Below are 17,286 nucleotides of genomic sequence, written 5' to 3'. Positions count from 1 at the left end.
CAGCCGATTTATAGTCTGAAATCAGCCGATTTCAGAAGTCGCCGCGAAAGAAAAACGCTCCCGCCGCCCGGCCCGGACGAAGCCGCTGCGGCTCCGCCCGGACGGCCGCGATCAGAACCGCTTCGTCAGTTGCACGCCATAGGTGCGCGGCTCGTTGACGAAGGCGGTCAGGTTGTTGAAGTCGATCCCGCCGATGACGTTCTCTTCGTCGGTGATGTTGCGGACATAGGCGGCCGCCTCGATGCCGCGGTTCAGATCGCGCCAGCCCGCGCGCAGCCCGCCTTCGAACGCCGTGTCCTGCATGAACTCGACCGATTCATAGAGGAACAGGTTGAAGTCCTTCTGCAGCACCCAGTCGGTCGTGGCGAACAGCTCGGTGTCGTTCCCCAGCGCGCGGACATAGTTCAGCGTCAGATTGGCGGTGTACTCCGGCGCCTGCGGGAAGGGATTGCCGTCGATATTGGCCCGACTGGTCGCGCCCACAGTGACGATCGGGTCGGTGACGGTGCAGTTGGCGCCGCAGATGGCCACCAGCAGATCGCCGTCCTTGATCTCGGTATGGTTCCAGGCGGCGCCGGCGGACAGGCTGAAGCCCGCGCCCAGATAGAGGTCGCCGTCCAGTTCCAGGCCGTACCCCTCGCCCTTGTCGGCGTTGATCAGGCGGTTGGAGTTGTCGGCGCCGCCGATGGCGGTGAACTGCATGTCGCTGACCTCATAGACATAGGCCGTGGCGTTGAACCGGGCGCGGCCGTCCATCATCCGCGCCTTCAGGCCGGTTTCGTAGGACATGACGGTCTCGGAATCCGCCGTGGTCAGGACCGGCAGGTTGCGCCCCTGGATCGACGGGCCGCGATACCCCTTGGCCACGCGCGCGAACAGGTTGATGTCGTCGTTGACCTCATAGACGGCGCTGACGTCCCAGCTGACCTGTTCGTCGCCGACCGAAACGGCCCCCGTGCCGCCGGCGCCGGTCCCCAGAACGATGCGGCCGTGATAGTCGCGATTGTCGTCGGTGTAGCGGACGCCCGCCGTCACCTTGAAGGCGTCCGTGAGGCTGTAGCTGCCCTGGCCGAACACCGACCAGGAGTCCGACTTCTGCACGATGTCCGTCACCCGCGTCGGCGCCGGGGCGCCCGTGCCGTTGAAGGTGCCGGACACCAGGTTGATCCGCTCGTCCCAATAAAAGGCCCCGACCTGCCAGCCCAGCCGGCCGTCGCCGTTCGACGCCAGGCGCAGCTCATAGGTGTTCTGCAACAGGTCGCTGGACAGGGTGCCGGTCTCGGAGTTGAACGGCGTCTTGTAGGGCGCGGTCGCCGGGGCCGAGGCCACGCCGCCGTCGATGTCGCCGTCGCCCTGCGACCAGCCGTGATACGAACCGACGATGCCGGTGAGGGTCGCGGGACCGAAGTCGTAGGCGACCTGCAGCGATTCCGACGTGGTCTGTTGCTTCTGGAAGTTGTTGCGGCCGCCGTCGTAATAGACGGTGTCGCGGTCGAAGTTGCCGTTCAGCTTGTTGGAGCCCTTGGTCAGGACGTTGGCGCGGTTCATCGTGCCTGTCCCGTCATAGTCGCGGGCCTGCAGGGTCAGCAGGGTCGACAGCCGATCCGTCGGCCGCCAGGCCACGTGGACGCGGGCCGCGATATCGTCGAAACCGCCTAGATCGTCATCGCCGGCCTTGGCGAAGGATGGGTTGTAGGCGTTGTCCACCCAGTCGTCGCGGTGGTTCCACAGGATGGCGCCGCGCACCTGAAGCGTGTCGGACGCCGGCAGGGTGACGGCCGCCTCGGCGCGCGTCGAACCCAGGTTGCCATAGGTCAGCGAACCGAAGCCGGTGAAATCGTCGGTCGGCGACGATGGTCAGGCCCGGAACGAAGGTCGGCTGGATCACGACGCCGAAGGTGGTGGTGTCGGATAACTCGTTCTTCAGATCCGGGTTGCCGCCCGTCGTGATCAGGACATTGTTGAAGTTCTCGCCCGGATCCTGGAAGCCCGCCAAAGCCCCCCAGCCTGGATTGGCGGCGAACAGGGTCTGACAGTTGGCCAGGCGCACGGCGGGATTGGGCCCGCTGTTGATCCGGTCCGCGTCGCACGGGTTCTGGGCGATCGATCCGAGCGCCGTTGTCGAGGGGGCGAACAGCTGGTCCAGGGTCGGGGCGCGGAAGTTGCGGCTGCGCGAGGCGCGGAAAGTCAGCCCGGTCACGACCTCCCACCGCAGGCCGGCGCCCCAGACGTCTTCCTTGCCGGCGATGGAGTTGTCGACGATGCGATAGGCGCCGTCGACTTCCAAAGTCTTGACGAACGGCAGGGTGAAATCGCCGCCGAAGACCGGAACCAGCACCTCGGCGGAAAACTCGTTGGTGTTGTAGGCGCCGCTGGTGGCCACCGTCGCGACGCCTGATCCGACCAGACCCAGTCGATTGGCTTCGAACGGATTGAACTCGGCCTTCTCGCGGCGGTACTCGTAGGCCACGCTGAAGCTGGCCGGGCCGGCCGGCAGCTGTAGCAGCTCGCCGCCGAGGGTGGCCAGGATGTCGTCCTGGGTGTTCTCGAACTTCTCCCCGACCGGCACGGCCACATAGGCGCGCATCTCATCGGTAATCGTGCCGGTGCCGAAGATGTTGACCGGCACGCAGGCGGCGTCGTCGTTGGTCGTCGAAGCGTCGGCGTTGATGGCGCAGACGGCCTGGCCGCCGCTGCTGACCGCATTGACGGCGTTGGTCAGCCGCGACGTCCAGGTGTCCCAACCTGACCGTTCGCCCTTTGTCACGCCCCGACTGGCCGACAGACTCCAGTAGAAGTTGCGGTCCGCCCAGTCGAAATCGCCTTCCAGCGCGATCAAGCCGCGCCACACGTCGGTTTCGTTGACGAATTCGCGGGTCGGCAGCACGTCCGCGAAACTCTTGGACAGCCACAACGGCGCGCCGGCGGCAAAGGCTGGGTTGGCCGCGCTCAGTTGCGCCAAAGCTGTGGAACTAAGAAAGGGGTTGGTACGGTAGAAGGCGATGGGTCCGGCGCCCGAGGCCGCCGAGTTCAGCACCGTGCGTGTCGAGCCCTGGGTGCCATAGGGGTCGCGGCCCTCGGTGTTCGCATAGAGCAGTTCACCCTTCAGCTTGATCCGGTCGGTCAGGTCGTAGCGGCCCAGCAGGTTGACGTTGAACCGTTCGACGCCGGAATACAGCGCCGCCAGGTCGCGATAGTCGAAGCCGTCCCCGCCCGAGGCGAAGGGCACGCCCGCGACGGCGCCGGTGTCGTAGTTGACCAGGCTGGTCCCATCTGCCGAGAACTGCTGGGCCACGCCGCCCGAGCGAACCAGAAAGGCCGAGACGGGCGCCGGGGTCGAGAAGATCACGCCATTGGTGTTGAACGGCCAGAAGTGGGCGTCCAGCAGTTCCCGCACGGCCGGCACGCCGTCGGTGGCGCTGGTATTGGCCGAGTTGGACACCGTCAGGCGCGACAGGTTCGAACGCGGCCGGTCCTGGCCGTACAGCGGGTCCGACTTGGACCATTCGACATTGGCCGCCAGATTGGCGCGCCCGTCGAGGTAGTTGTCGCCCAAGGTCATGCGCAGACTGGTCTGCGGATAGTCGTCGCGCGACGAAATCCCGTACTGGGCGTCGACCTCCAGCCCCTCGAAATCATCTTTCAGCACATAGTTGATGACCCCGGCGATGGCGTCCGAGCCATAGACGGCGGCGCCTCCGGCCTGGACCACGTCGACCCGCTCCAGCAGGCCTGTGGGGATCAGGTTGGTGTCCACGACCCGATCGCCCATGCCGGACGAGGAGGTCACGAACCGACGACCGTTCACCAGCGACAGGGTGCGCCCCGCCCCCAGGCCGAACAGGTTCGGGAACTGCTGACCCGAACCGGCCGCGGAGCCCGACCCACTGGCCAGCGGGGCCGAGGGCGCAGCCGACGTGATCTGGTTCAGCGCCTGGCCGACCTGGACGAAGCCTCGCTCGGACAGGACTTCCGCGTCGATCACCGACACCGGCGCGGTCGTGGTGGTTTGCACGCGCCGGATGCGCGACCCGGTGACGACGATGTCGTCCACGGCGGTGGTTTCGGCCTGGGTCCCGGCCTCGGCCTCCAGCGCGATCTGCGCCGTCGCCTGGCCTGCGGCGCCCAGCAAAAGGGCCGAACCCGCCATCGTCGTCGCCATCAGGCGACCCTTAATCGACATCCGCTTCATCGTATCCCCTCGATCGCGTTCATGACCACGAAGACGGCGTCCCCCGTCATCTCGCCTCTGCCGAAAGGCTACCTCCGCCTGATCCGCACATTCTTTTCTATTTCGGCCCCACCCCCGTCCGTCACACAACATTCATGCACTCGACTCAAATCCGACGACTGAAAAAACCCCGGCGCATTTCGCCTGTCCGCGCTCTGCTTGCACCGCGCATCGGACCAAGGCGGACTTCGTTTCCTTTCATTGCGGCGGATTATTCCCGGACGCCCACGGAGAGACGACGGGCCGCAGAGCGCGGACCGCGTCAAAAACCCGTCAGACGCGCGCATAGATATTGCCGACGACAACCAGTCGCCTGCGCCACACCTATGCGTCACGGATCGCATGGACCCCGGATTCATGCCCCCGATGCGGGGCGCAACGCCAAGTTTGCATAACCCTTTCCACGCGCGCCGCTTACGCTGTCGGTCCAGAAGAGGAGTGGCGCCATGGGTTTTCGCGCAAGGATCAGCGGCGTCGCGATGATCGTGTCCCTAATAGCCGGCGCCGCCTTCCCGGCCCTCGCCGGCGACGAGCCCGCGCCGGTGGAGACCGCTCTATCCATCCGGCTGGCGCACGGTCGTCTGGATCATGTCGCCGAGGTCGGCCGCGTTCCCATTCGAGACGTCGAGACCGCCGAACCGCTTGGCTTCATGGGATATGTCGCCTATCGCGTGCCCAGCTCTGAACCGCGGCCCCTGATCTTCGTCTGGAATGGCGGCCCTGGCGCCAACTCCGCCACGCTTCATTTCGAGGTCGCCGGCCCCCGTCGCGGCGAGGGCGACCACCTGGTCGACAACGCCGAAACCTGGCTGACCAGCGCGGACCTGGTCTTCGTCGATCCGATCGGCACGGGCTTCAGCCGCCCGACCAGCAAGGCCGCGGCCGACGAATTCTACGGCACGGTCGGCGACGTGGCCTCGGTTGCGGAATTCGTTCGCGCCTGGCTGCTGCTGCACGACGCCCAGGACCGTCCCGTCTTCCTGGCCGGCGAGAGCTGGGGCGCCGGTCGCGCCGCCAGCGTGGGCTACCGGCTGATTACGCAGGGCGTGCCGATCAAGGGGCTGATCCTGATCTCTGGCGGCACGGGTCTGAACACCGTCCGCCTGCCGGCCGAGACCGCCGCCGCCCTGCACGTCGCGGACCTTGCTCCGATCACCCTGTTCCACGGCAAGCTGCCCGCCGAACTGGGCGCCACGCCCGAGGCCGCCCGCGCCGCCGCGGACCGCTGGGCGCGGACCACCTATGCCCCGGCCCTGGCGCGCCGCGCCGAACTGTCGGATGCAGAGCGTGACGCCGTCATCGGCCAGCTATCGCGTTTCACCGGCGTTCCGGTCGACCAGATCGACCGCGCCTCCCTGACCTTCACCCCGCGCCAGCACCTTCGCGGCCTGCTTCAGGATCAGGGCAAAATCCTGAACATCTTCGACATGCGGTTGACCGAAAGCCCGCGCAACGGCTTCACCAAGGCCATCGACCGTTATCTGCGCCGCACCCTGAACTATGTGACCGACCTGGCCTATGTCGGGCTGGAAGACGTGCAGGTCGGCTACGCCCCCTACGACCGGTTCCCCGCCAGCGTCGGCGCCCGCTGGAACTACGCTACGCTCGAGAACCCCAGCCCCGAGGCGGTTCAGGCGGCGATCGGCGAGGCTGTTCGTCGCGGGGGCGGCCCGCCCCGCATCGGCCCGGCCCTTCCCGCCGCCGAGGAAGCCCTGGCCCTGTCGCCGACGCTGAAGATTCTGGTGACTTCAGGCCGATACGACTCGCTCGCCAGCTGCGCCGCCGACGCCGCGCTGGAGCAGAGTCTGCCCGCGCCGCTCCAGGTCGCCATGACCTTCCGATGCTACGAGGGCGGGCACATGTTCTACCGGGACGCCGCCTCGAGACTACAGTTCAGCACGGACATCGCGAACTTCGTAAGATAACTGAGCAGCGCTGGGTGTGCACATCGGGGCCAAACCATTGGCTGATCCGCATCGCAGCCATCGGCCCGGTGGGGCGGAATGCTCAAGCGCCTGCCGCTGCGATACGGTCGAGCAGTTCGCCAAGCAGATGCCGCTCGCCGGGTGACAGGCCGGCGACGCCATCCAGCGCGGTGCGCAGCTCGGCCGCCGCGGATTGGGGGCGGCGCTCACCGGCGGACGGGCCATCATCGGCGGCGCGAGTGATTGCGCCGATCGCGGTGTCGCGCGCGAAGGCAGACATGCCAGGATCGCGCGCTGTCTCCGGCTGCTGAAGCAGGGTGAGCACTACGCCCGTCGCGGTCGAATGCACAAGGGCCAGCGCCCGCTCCTCGCTCGTCGTCAGGCGGCCGGATTGCGCGATCCGCCGGATCGTCCGGCGAAGAACCTCCCGCCCCCATGCCGCAGCCGCCGAGCCGCCGGTCGCAATCGCATCGCCGATCAGGATGGCGAAAAGGCCGGGATTGGAGAGACAGAAGGCCACATGGGCGTCCCAGCCCTGCCGCAGCTGCTCGACGGGATCGGGATGCGGGGCGTGGTTCTCCTTTCCGGCGACGTACCGGGCCAGTTCATATTCCGCCGTGGCCGACAGGAGGCCGCGCTTGTCGCCGAAGAAGCGGTAGATAGTGGGCGCCTGTACTCCGGCCGCCGCCGCAACGGCCCGCGTGGTCGCCGCCTCGCCGCCGCCTTCGGCGATCAGGCGGGAAGCCGCCGCCAGGATGCGGCCGCGCATGTCGGAGACTTCTGCGGAGTGGTCGATGTCGTTCGCCGTCATGGGCGCATCATAGGCCGGAGGTGTTAACGGCGATATCAGTATCTTGCTATCGGCAATTATCAATGTTAATCTGTTTGCAATATCACTGATAATGCCTTCGCGGCAGAAAGGATTCTCCCATGATCGTTGTCACCGGCGCCACCGGCAAGCTCGGCCATGCCATCGTCAAGGCGCTGCTGTCATCCGTGCCCTTGGGGCAGATCACGGCGAGCGTCCGCGACCCGGGCAAGGCCGCGGACCTGAAAGTCCTGGGCGTGCGCGTCGTCCAGGCGGATTATGGCGAGCGCGACAGCCTGCGCCGCGCCCTCGAAGCGGCGGAACAGGTGCTGATGATCTCGTCCAACGCAGCCGCGCAGGGGGGCGACCCACTGGCGCAGCACGCCAACGTCATCGACGCCGCCCGGGCGGCCGGTGTCGGGCGGCTGGTGTACACCAGCCATATGGGGGCCAGCGCGACATCGGCCTTTCCGCCGATGCACACCCACCACGCGACCGAGAGGATGCTGGGCGAGAGCGGCCTGGCATGGACCGCCCTGCGCGACGGCTTCTATGCCCGCAGCATCGTGGACATGGTCCGCGACGGGATCGAGGCGGGAGTCCTCGCCTTTCCCGAGGATGGCGAGGTTTCGTGGACCGCCCACGCCGACCTCGCCGAGGCCGCCGCCGCCATTCTTGCCCGGCCCGGCCGGTTCGAGGGTCCGACCCCGCCGCTGACGGCGCAGGAGGCGCTGGACCTCGACGACATCGCCGCCATCGCCGGAAAGATCACCGGCCGCGCGATCCGCCGCGAACGAATCTCCGACGCCGAGATGGAGGACAGGCTGACGCGCCGGGGCCTGCGGGCGCCCGCCGTCAGGATTTCCCTCGGCATGTTCCGCGCCAGCCGCGCCGGCGAATTCGGTGCGGTCGATCCCACGCTTCCCGCGCTGATCGGACGGCCGGCGACCAGCCTGAGCCAGGTGCTCGCGGAGGAGTTCGGGGGGAAGTGAGGGCCTACGATCGCCTCAGATAAATGCAACCGAGAGGCATTGCGCCGCACTATCGTCAAATAAAGCTAGGTGTTCGGTCCTGGCATCTGGCGGATCGGATCGAGCTCCAGGAACTCCCAGGCGGTTGGCGTATCCGCCTTGTCGATCAGTTGGGTGACAGCAGTCAGGGTAAGTAACACGCGACGGCTAGTCGCGGGTCAGGCTCATCTGGATCACATCGGTCCGACCCGACCGGAAGCCGGCCTCGCAGTAGGCGAGATAGAAGCGCCAGAGACGGCGGAAGCGCTCATCAAACCCTGCATTGCTTCGGACGATATCGTTCCAGGCGCCCTCAAAGCGTCGCGCCCATTCGGCCAGGGTGTCGGCGTAGTCGCCGCCGAAACGCTCGACGCCTATCTCGCGCAGGCCAGCCTGCGCCAGCACGGACGCCAGCCTCGCCTCGGACGGCAAGCTGCCGCCGGGGAAGACATACTTCTGAATGAAGTCCGTGCGGGCGTCGTACTCCTCGAACAGGTCGTCCTGGATGGTGATGATCTGAAGACCCGCGCGGCCGCCGGACTTCAGAACATCGTGGACCTTTTGGAAATAGGTCGGCCAGTATTCGCGCCCGACCGCCTCGAACATCTCGATGGAAGCGACACGGTCGAACCGGCCCTGGATGTCGCGATAATCGATCAGCCGGATGTCCACCCGGTCGGACAGGCCCGCCTCGAACAGGCATCGACGCGCATAGTCGTGCTGTTCGCGAGAGATGGTGACACCGGTGACCACGGCCCCCACCTCTCGCGCAGCGAACTCGGCGAAGCCACCCCAGCCGCAGCCGATCTCCAGCACGCTGTGGCCCGGCTGCAGGTCCATCATCCGCGCCAAAGCGGCGTACTTGGCGCGCTGGGCGTCCTGCAACAGCTGCCCCGACGCCTCGAAACGCGCCGAGGAATAGGTCATCGAAGGGTCCAACCACGCGCCATAGAAGGCGTTGCCCAGGTCATAGTGGGCATGGATGTTGCGGCGTGATCCACGGCGGCTGTTGCGGTTGAGCCGATGCCCGATCCCGTTGACCAGCTTCATCAGCGGGTTGCCGTCGAACAGGCGTCGAATATGGTCGTAGTTGTTGACCAGGGTCTCCAGCAGCATCGCCAGGTCGGGCGTGTCCCACTCCTCAGCCATATAGCCTTCCGCAAAGCCGATATCCCCGTTCTTCAGAACGCGGGCGGCGCAGCGAGGATCGCGGATGGTCAGGAGGGCGGCATGACCGGACGTCTGGCCCGCCAACTGATGACGGCTGCCGTCCGGCAGAACGAGGGTGAGCCGTCCCCAGGTCCAGTTGGCGGACAGAAGACGCACAAGCACACCCAGAACCGGAGACGCTGTCCGCTGGTCGTTACGCTCGCCATAGAAGGTGGTGGTCATGTCGTCGTGCGACCTTGTGTTTGGGGCGGCGGATGTTCAACGCGCGAGATGGCTCTCTCGCGCCCGCCGCTGGATTGTGACCGGATCGCGGGCCGGCGGCGGCTGGCGCGTCAGGCGAACGCCCTTGAGCCAGAGCTTCAGCGCCTCCCAATGAATGGCGGCCACGACCTTGAGGGTCATCAACGGGAAAGCCAGGACGGCTGACCACAAGGTCCTGTCATCGAGAGAACTACGGTCGCCGAACATGGCGGCGTTGATCAAAATCCCATCGGCGTCCACGCCGTCGATGGACATGTCCAGCCGGTCGCCTGGCGCGTGCCCGCGAAAGACGTAGTCCATCTGCATCTCCATAAAGGGCGAGACATAGAGGGCCTTGGCCGCGCCCTGCCGGATCAGGCCCGCTGCTCCGTCCGTCTCCGGCACCGGAATGACATAGGCGTGCCGTACGCCGAATGTGCTGGTCACCTCATAGACCATGGCCGCCAGACGACCATCGATCTGATGGCAGTAGTAGAGGCTGATCGGATTAAAGACATAACCCAACACGCGGGGCATCGTCAGCAGGCGCACAGGCCCCTCGCCGATGTCGACACCCGCGCGTTTGAGGAAGGCCACGATCTGCGCCCGCAGCGCCACATCGGAGCCATCGCCGTAATCCCGGTCGTGGAAGGACAGCAGGTTAAAACGGTTGCGCGAGAACAGGCGCAGCCGCCGGTCCAATTCGTCGATCTCCGCCATATCCAGCAGCATCCAGAACACGCGATAGTTCAGGCGATGCGCCCTGGGTCGCAGCCGCTGATGCATGACGCCGCCGCGATAAAGAGCGGAGGCCTGGGTCACGCCGCCCTCTCCATCATGCTGGCCGACGACGGCGACAGGTGGATGCGGCCGCTTTCATTCTCGACCGACCAAGGCCGCCGCACCCCGCCCAGCTGTTCGGCCACGGCGAGACCCGACTGAAGACCGTCCTCGTGGAAACCCGCCCCAAAATGGGCCCCGCAGAACCAGATCCCGCCCTGTCCCTGCAAGCTCCACAGCTGCTTCTGCGCTTGAACGGCGGCGGGGTTGAAGATGGGGTGTTCGTACAATTCACTGCGCAGCAGGGTATCAGGGCGCGGCGGACGCGGCGGGTTCAGGGTGACGAACAGGTCCTGCCCCGGCAGGCCCTGAAGCCTGTTCATCCAGTAGGTGACGCATAAGCCGTCGTCGGCGCCGATGTAGTTCCAGCTGGCCCAGGCGCGGCGGCGTTGCGGCATAAGGCCAGCGTCCGTGTGCAGCACCGTCAGATTTCGGCTGTAACGGAAGGCGCTCAGCACTTCCCTTTCGCGATCCGTCGGTTCGGCCAGCATGGCCAGGGCCTGATCGGCATGGGCGCCGATGACGACGTGGTCGAACCGTTCAACGCCGGCCTGGCTGTCATGGACCACCACCCCGTCATCGACCCGGCGCACCGCGGTCACGCCGTGGTCCAGCCGCACGTCGTCGATCTCACGCGCCAGCCGTTCGACATAGACCCGGCTGCCGCCCTCGATCGTGCGCCATAACGGACGCCCAACCAGCTTGAGCAGCCCGTGGTTGCCGCAAAACCTGATGAAGGCCTCCGCCGGATAGTCCATCAGCGTATCGGCGGGCGAAGACCAGATCGCCGCCGCCATCGGCAGCAGATGGCTGTCGCGGAAGGCTTCACTGAAGTTTTCGCGCTTCAGATAATCGCCTAGCGTCAGGTTGGGGTCGCTCAACCCGCCCAGATCAATCGGCGCCTCGCGGTAGAAGCGAAGGATTTCCCCCAACATGAACCAGAACCTCGGACGCAAGACGTTGCGGCGCTGGGCGAACAGACCGGGGGCGGCGTACTCAAACCGACCGTCGTCCAGCGACACGGCGAAAGACATATCGGTCGCGCGGGTCTTGACGCCCAGGTGCTCGAACAGGGCGATCAGATTGGGATAGGTGGCGTCGTTGAAGCAAATGAAGCCGGTGTCGACGGCGACAGTCCCGGTCGCCGCCCCTGCGGTCACAGTATGGGAATGCCCGCCGAGACGATCGGCCTTCTCGTAAATCGTCACCCTGTGGCGCTGCGACATAAGCCAGGCCGAAGACAGGGCGGCGACGCCCGAGCCGACGACTGCGATCTTGAGCGGGCCGTCAGACGGGCGGGCGGACGAATGCGGCATGACGGCTCCGAAACGCGCCCGCACGGTCGCTGCGGGCCTGGTCGGATTACGCAAAGACGTCGCGATCGGATTGCGAATGATCCAGACATTTTGCCGATGCGTATTAGGCTGCATGTATGTCGAGACCACCTTTTTCAAACCGTCCGACAAGACCCGGCGCCCCATGAGCGGGGACCGCCCCTCCCAGGACGCCTTTGCGCATGACCGGCTGATCGAGGCGGTGGCCTTGCGGCGAGATCGCGAAGCCTTCGCCCAGCTGTTCAGCCATTATGCGCCAAGATTGAAGGCCTGGCTGATCAAATCAGGCGCGCCCGCCGCCGCCGCAGAGGACTTCGCCCAAGACGCCATGCTGACGGTCTGGCGCAAGGCGGACCTGTACGACGCCCGCAAGGCCCGAGCGGCGACCTGGATCTTCACCATCGCCCGCAACCGCCGGCTCGACATGCTGCGCCGCGACGCCCGCGCCCTGCCGACGCCCGAAATCGCCCTGTTCGAAACCGAAGTGCAGAGACCCGACGATATCGTGTCCGCGTTACAGGACGCCGAACGCATTCGCGACGCCCTGTCGCGTCTCAAACCCGATCAGGTCGAGGTGCTGCGCCTCGCCTTCTTCCTGGACAGCCCTCATTCCGAAATCGCCCGACGGCTCGACCTGCCCCTGGGCACCGTCAAATCACGTATCCGCAACGCCATGATCAAACTCCGCCTCATCCTCGAACCATCCGAGGAGGCGCCCCGATGAACCCCAATCACAACCCGTCCGAAGAGCGACTGCTCGCCTACGCAGTCGGCTCGCTCAGCCCGCCCGAGGCCGTGGTCGTCGCCGCTCATTTGGCCCTGCGACCCGCCAACGACGCCTGGGTTCGCCATCTTCAGGCCGTCGGCGGTGAGTTTCTGGAGGAGACTGCGCCGATCGCCCTGTCCGCAGACGCTCTGGCCCGCGCCATGGCGCTGATCGAAACCGATGCAGGCGAAGCCAGGCCGCCAGCGCCGCTCAACGACATGCCCGAACTGCCCGAGCCGTTGCGGCGCTACGCCCTCGGGCCGTGGCGTTGGATCGGCCCGGGCATCCGGGCGCGCGACGTCCATGCCCCACGCGACGGCGCCTGCCGGGTCATCCTGCTGGAGATCGGTCCGGGGCGTGAGACGCCGCGTCACACCCATGGCGGGGTCGAACTGACCTGTGTCCTGTCCGGCGCCTACGCCACCGAGACCGAGCGCTTCGACGTGGGCGATCTGGAGGAAGCCGACCACGACGTCCTGCACCAGCCGCGCGTGGTGTCGGACATTCCCTGCCTCTGCGTCGTCGCCTTGGATGGCGAGATCCAGCTCGACGGATGGCTGGGACGGCTGATGCAGCCCTTCGTGCGACTGTGATCGCCCTGCTGCCGCTCTGGTTCGCGGCGGCGCTGTTTCTCGTTCTGGTCATGAGCGCGGCCTGGGCAGTTCAACGCTGCACCGGTCAGGGCGGCTGGGCCGACGCCTTCTGGTCCTTCGGCCTCGGTGCGGCGGGCGTCGGCGTCGCCCTGTTTCCTCTCGGCAGCGCGGCGCCGTCAGAGCGCCAATGGCTGACGGCCGTCCTGATCGGGCTCTGGGGACTTCGGCTGGGCTTGCACATCGCCCGCCGCGCCGCCAGCGAAACCGAGGACGCGCGCTACGCCCGGCTGCGCAGGGAATGGGGCGACGGCTTCGAGGCGAAAATGTTCGGCTTCCTGATGCTACAGGCCGGCGCGGCCGCCTTCCTGGCGCTCAGCGTCCTGTTGGCGGCGCGCAACCCGACGCCCGGGCTGGCCCCAAAAGATGGTCTCGCGACGCTGATCTTCGTGTCCGCCCTGCTGGGCGAAGGCATGGCCGACCATCAGCTAGCTGACTTCAAGCATGATCCCGCCAATCAAGGCGGCGTTTGTGACGCCGGCCTCTGGGCCTGGTCGCGGCACCCCAACTACTTCTTCGAATGGCTGGGTTGGTGCACCTGGCCGGTATTCGCCATTGATGTCAGCGGCGCCTGGCCCTGGGGTTGGCTGGCGCTGACAGGACCTATCTACATTTACTGGCTGCTGAACCATGTATCGGGCGTCCCCTTGCTAGAGGCCCACATGCGCCGCTCTCGGCCCGACGCCTTCGCGGCCTACGCCGCCCGGACTAGCCGGTTCTTTCTTCGCCCGCCCCATCGCTGATCAGCGCTAAGCCAGGCGCAGGACCCGCATGGCCAGGGCGCAGGCGATCGCTGAGGACCCGGCGCTGACGCAGACGCCCCAAGCCATGTCGATTAGCGACAGCTTGAAGCTCCAGCTCTTGAGCGTGGCCAGATTGGTCAGATCGTAGGTCCCATAGGCGAACAGGCCGAACAGCCCGCCCCACAGCAGCGCCTTCTTCCACCCGCCTTCGGCAAGGCCCGGCAAGACGGCAAAGAGCGTTAGGCCCGCCGCATACAGCGCATAGAAGGCGATCGCCGGCGCCAATCTGAAATTTTCCGCCAGCATGGAGCCGATCAGCGGTCGATAAAGCCGGTTCCCCATGCTGCCGAGCCAAGCCGTGTCGATCACGGCGAAGACGATGAGGGTCGCAATGTAAGGTGCAGCTATGTTCATGGCACAGTTCCATAAGCTTCTGCCCCATACGACCGGAAGGGACTGATGGATCGATCTCATGAACATAAATGACAGAACTGCGCCGATTTCGTTGAAAAGGCACAGCCGCCGGTCCGACCTGAGTTAACCAGGGCGGGGCCCTCATGCCACTTGCCAGCAACTGCCTTTTTCGACGGAATCCGCCATGAGCGGAACTCCGGCAGCAGCCGCTTCGAGCTCAAGCGTTTTTGACAACCTGATCCTCATTCAGAAGCGGAAGTTGACCCAGGCCGTCATATAGTTGGCGCTGTCATACCCAGCATCCGTCAGGGCCGGTCCGGCCGCCAGATGCTCGTAGCGGGCCAGCAGACTGGTGCGCGGCGACAGGGTATGGGCGACCTGCAGTCGATAGATCTCGCCGACGCGGCGGCCATCCACGTTCTGGGTGCCCGCATAAGGCAAATCCGTCGCGCGATAGACGGCGTCGCTTCGTGACGCTCGCCATGTGCCTTGCACCTCGGCCGTATAGGTGACGGGGCCGCGCCGAACGCTGACGCTGGGGGCCAGGGCGATCATGTTCACAGGGTTCAACACATTCTGGTAGCTGTAGAAAATCGGCACGCCCTGGGGCGTCACGGCGTTCTTCATCGGCCCGTCGTCATAGGCCCCGCCGCCCGAGCCGTAGTCGAAGCGCAGGCCCACGCGGGGCGCCGACTGCCCCTGCCCCACCGCAATGCTCTGCTGGGTGAAGAGATGCCAGGCGTCGATATCGCGCGATCCATAGCGCCCCGTCTGACGCGCCACGGCCCAGTCGATCGTCACCCCGGCCGCCTGACCCCACAGGCGCGCCCCATGATAGTCGCGATCCTCGGCCGCCGTCGTCGCGCCCCAGCGGCGGGCATCGCTTTCGTAGCGCCAGACGAAAGGATCGAAGAACAGTTCCGACCCTCCGAACCAGTCGCGCGGGACCGCGACGCTGGCCGTGACGCCGCTGAAACGTTCGGCGTCGTCTGCGCGGTCGTCGTCCAGCCCGCTCGTGCCTAAGCTGACGGTTTCGAAGTCGAAGACGTCGGCGCGCCAATAGCGCCCCCGCATCCAGACGCGCGTGCCCTGGAACGGCGTCAGCACCGTCGCGCCGTTCCTGGTGCTGACCATATAGGGCGAGCCGTCGGTGAAGAACTGGCGTCCGTGGCGGGCGCCGATCTCGTATCCGCCGACTTCGCCGTTCACGTCGACGAAGGCCTGGGTCGCGACCAGGTCGTTGCGGATGGCCCCGACCGGATTGCCGATATTGTCGCCGCCGGCGCCGGCATGGGTCATTTCGCCATAGAAGCGGACGTGCCGACCGATGCGCAGATCCGCCCCGCCCGTCAGACGCAGGGTATCCAGTCGCTGATCCGGCGCGTCACGCAGACCGGGGCTGGAGAACCAGGCGGTCCGCGCTCGCATCTCGCCCGACAGGCTCAGCCAGACATCTCCGTCGCCGGTCAGAGGGATGTATTTCAGGTCGTCGAGCCAGTCGTCGCGTTCTTCCGGATCGCGCAGGGCGGACCAGTTTTCGGCCCAACGGCTCTCGGCATAGCCGCCGATGACGGCGCCGACGCCCGTGGCCTTGCGGGGATAGGTTGTCGGAGCCGCCTCGGTCGGCGCGGCGGTCTGAGCGAGCGCAGAAGGGGCGATCAACGAGGCGCCGATAGCCGCCGCGGTCAGCAGGCGGCGACGGAAGGTGGGACGCAGGGTCATGTCATCTCGTCAAGAGATCTGCGCCCCCCCCCCCCCCCGTCCGCTTCGGTCTCCGTGAAGAGGCGGGAGCGGACGAGGGTCGTGGCGCGTGGGTGCAAGGGTGGGACGCCGCGAGGCGTCAGCGCGCGATCACGCCCGTCAGGGTGAGGATCAGCAGGCCGCTCGATGCGAAGATCGAGAGCAGGCCGACGGCGGCGAAAAGGTTCTGCCACCAGGTGTTCTTCAGATCGCCGAGCCGCTGGTTGTTCGCGGTCAGGACCAACAGCACGCCGAGCAGGGGCGCGACCAGCACGGTCATGGCCTGGGCGAGGATGATCAGTTGAACGCGGGATCCGGGCGCGAAGGCCACCACCGCCACGCCGAAGGCCAGGACGCAGGCGACCAGGATTTTGGTGCGGATGGAATCGAACGTTCCCCCCCATCCTAGGCCATCGGACAAGAGCGTGCCGCCCGCCGTGCAGTTGGCCAGCATCGAGGAGAAGGCCGCGCCGAAGAAGCCCAGCACGAAGATGTAGTAGCCCGCCTGGCCCGCCAGAGGCTCGAACACCCCGGCCAGTTGCGGCAGGGTTTCGACCCGCTGTCCCGTGTGACCCAGGACTGCGGCGGCCACCATGATGACCAGGGCGGTCATGATGCCGGGCGCCACGATGCCGGGAATGGTGTCCGACAGGGTGGTGTCGGCGTACTGGTCGCGCCGGACCTTGCGGGCCTGGGTCGCATAGCTGGTGAAGAAGGCCGCGTTGATCGAGAAATTGGTGCCGACCAGGGCGACGATCAGCAGTTCGGCGCCGGGCGGGAAGCTGGGCAGGTTGCCCATCATGGCTGCGCCCCAGTCGGGACGGGCCAGGAAGGCGCTGACGACGAAGCCGACAGCCATGATGGCGACGGGCGTCAGCAGAACCCGCTCGATGGTCCGATAGACGTTTCGGACCAGAAGGATGAAGGCGACGGCCAAGCTCATCACCACGGTCCACAGCACCGGATTGCCGCCGAACAACATCGACAAGGCAAGGCCGGAGCCGGCGGCGTTGCCGACGGAGAAGCACAGGGTGATGAAAAAGACGCCGAGCCCAGCCATAACGCCTACGGGCTTGCCCATTGTCTGTTTGATCGTGCCGATCATCGACACGGGCGAGGCGATGCCGACGCGCACGCTCATGTCGGTGAAGAAGATCATCAGCGCCGTCGAGACGGCGATGACCCAGATCAGGGCATAGCTGAAGGCGCTGCCAGCCTCGATGGCGGAAGCCAGATTGCCCGGCCCGAATTGCCAGGCGCCGGCGATGAAGGCGGGGCCCATCAGAGCCATCTTCGCCATCAGCGAGCGATTGGAGGCGGATTTCGCGGTCGCGGCGGCGGCCGCGCCCTCGGTCACGTCACGGTTCGACATGCCAGTCCTTTCAGGGGCGCGACGGTCCTCGGACCGGCCGGCT

General features: G+C 66.4%; 14 protein-coding genes. 5 read left to right on the top strand and 9 right to left on the bottom strand.

What is annotated here, in order from left to right; all coding sequences use genetic code 11:
* Positions 1-111 precede the first annotated feature (111 nt).
* Positions 112-1,746, bottom strand: coding sequence for a TonB-dependent receptor (locus AC0L6G_RS16405; protein ID WP_473252666.1), 1,635 nt, complete (start codon positions 1,744-1,746; stop codon positions 112-114).
* Positions 1,664-4,162, bottom strand: coding sequence for a TonB-dependent receptor domain-containing protein (locus tag AC0L6G_RS16400; protein ID WP_473252665.1), 2,499 nt, complete (start codon positions 4,160-4,162; stop codon positions 1,664-1,666). Before AC0L6G_RS16400 ends, AC0L6G_RS16405 begins: the two co-directional genes overlap by 83 nt.
* A gap of 515 nt (positions 4,163-4,677) precedes the next feature.
* On the opposite strand from AC0L6G_RS16400, the gene AC0L6G_RS16395 reads away from it, so the two are divergent.
* Entirely contained in the window at positions 4,678-6,156 is a 1,479-nt protein-coding gene (locus AC0L6G_RS16395; protein WP_473252664.1) for a S10 family serine carboxypeptidase-like protein, read from the top strand.
* Positions 6,157-6,238: 82 nt separating this feature from the next.
* Here the strand turns inward: AC0L6G_RS16395 and AC0L6G_RS16390 are convergent, their stop codons facing one another.
* Positions 6,239-6,967, bottom strand: a complete 729-nt coding sequence (locus tag AC0L6G_RS16390; protein WP_473252663.1) for a TetR/AcrR family transcriptional regulator — start codon at positions 6,965-6,967, stop codon at positions 6,239-6,241.
* A gap of 119 nt (positions 6,968-7,086) precedes the next feature.
* Between AC0L6G_RS16390 and AC0L6G_RS16385 the strand changes: the two genes are divergently transcribed.
* Positions 7,087-7,956 (top strand): NmrA family NAD(P)-binding protein, encoded by an 870-nt coding sequence (locus tag AC0L6G_RS16385; protein ID WP_473252662.1) that lies wholly within the window; start codon positions 7,087-7,089, stop codon positions 7,954-7,956.
* A gap of 186 nt (positions 7,957-8,142) precedes the next feature.
* Here AC0L6G_RS16385 and AC0L6G_RS16380 read toward each other — a convergent pair whose 3' ends face one another.
* From AC0L6G_RS16380 to AC0L6G_RS16370, 3 genes are read right to left on the bottom strand one after another with little or no spacing between them, the layout of a single operon-like run.
* Positions 8,143-9,366, bottom strand: coding sequence for a class I SAM-dependent methyltransferase (locus AC0L6G_RS16380; RefSeq protein ID WP_473252661.1), 1,224 nt, complete (start codon positions 9,364-9,366; stop codon positions 8,143-8,145).
* Positions 9,367-9,402: 36 nt separating this feature from the next.
* Entirely contained in the window at positions 9,403-10,206 is an 804-nt protein-coding gene (locus AC0L6G_RS16375) for a DUF1365 domain-containing protein (protein ID WP_473252660.1), read from the bottom strand.
* On the bottom strand, positions 10,203-11,540 hold the full coding sequence (locus tag AC0L6G_RS16370) for an NAD(P)/FAD-dependent oxidoreductase (RefSeq protein WP_473252659.1): 1,338 nt from the start codon (positions 11,538-11,540) through the stop codon (positions 10,203-10,205). The genes AC0L6G_RS16375 and AC0L6G_RS16370 overlap by 4 nt, the downstream gene beginning before the upstream one ends.
* A gap of 163 nt (positions 11,541-11,703) precedes the next feature.
* Here AC0L6G_RS16370 and AC0L6G_RS16365 point away from each other — a divergent pair, with 163 nt between their 5' ends.
* The 3 genes from AC0L6G_RS16365 to AC0L6G_RS16355 are packed head-to-tail and all read left to right on the top strand — an operon-like array spanning position 11,704 to position 13,717.
* Positions 11,704-12,282, top strand: a complete 579-nt coding sequence (locus tag AC0L6G_RS16365; protein WP_473252658.1) for a sigma-70 family RNA polymerase sigma factor — start codon at positions 11,704-11,706, stop codon at positions 12,280-12,282.
* Entirely contained in the window at positions 12,279-12,917 is a 639-nt protein-coding gene (gene chrR / locus AC0L6G_RS16360) for a cadmium/peroxide/UV radiation responsive anti-sigma factor ChrR (protein ID WP_473252657.1), read from the top strand. Before AC0L6G_RS16365 ends, chrR begins: the two co-directional genes overlap by 4 nt.
* Positions 12,878-13,717 (top strand): DUF1295 domain-containing protein, encoded by an 840-nt coding sequence (locus AC0L6G_RS16355; RefSeq protein WP_473252656.1) that lies wholly within the window; start codon positions 12,878-12,880, stop codon positions 13,715-13,717. Before chrR ends, AC0L6G_RS16355 begins: the two co-directional genes overlap by 40 nt.
* A 6-nt stretch (positions 13,718-13,723) precedes the next feature.
* On the opposite strand, the gene AC0L6G_RS16350 is transcribed toward AC0L6G_RS16355, so the two are convergent.
* From AC0L6G_RS16350 to AC0L6G_RS16340, 3 genes are all read right to left on the bottom strand, one after another.
* On the bottom strand, positions 13,724-14,131 hold the full coding sequence (locus tag AC0L6G_RS16350; RefSeq protein ID WP_473252655.1) for a DUF2177 family protein: 408 nt from the start codon (positions 14,129-14,131) through the stop codon (positions 13,724-13,726).
* A 246-nt stretch (positions 14,132-14,377) separates the two neighbouring features.
* Positions 14,378-15,853 (bottom strand): alginate export family protein, encoded by a 1,476-nt coding sequence (locus AC0L6G_RS16345; RefSeq protein ID WP_473252654.1) that lies wholly within the window; start codon positions 15,851-15,853, stop codon positions 14,378-14,380.
* A 118-nt stretch (positions 15,854-15,971) separates the two neighbouring features.
* Positions 15,972-17,243, bottom strand: coding sequence for an Nramp family divalent metal transporter (locus tag AC0L6G_RS16340; RefSeq protein ID WP_473252653.1), 1,272 nt, complete (start codon positions 17,241-17,243; stop codon positions 15,972-15,974).
* Between the last annotated feature and the right edge of the window lie 43 nt (positions 17,244-17,286).

The sequence above is a fragment of the Brevundimonas sp. D3-1P genome (assembly GCF_055809335.1).
The sequence above is the reverse complement of the archived record's forward strand: the minus strand, read 5'-3'. Positions and strand labels throughout refer to the sequence as shown.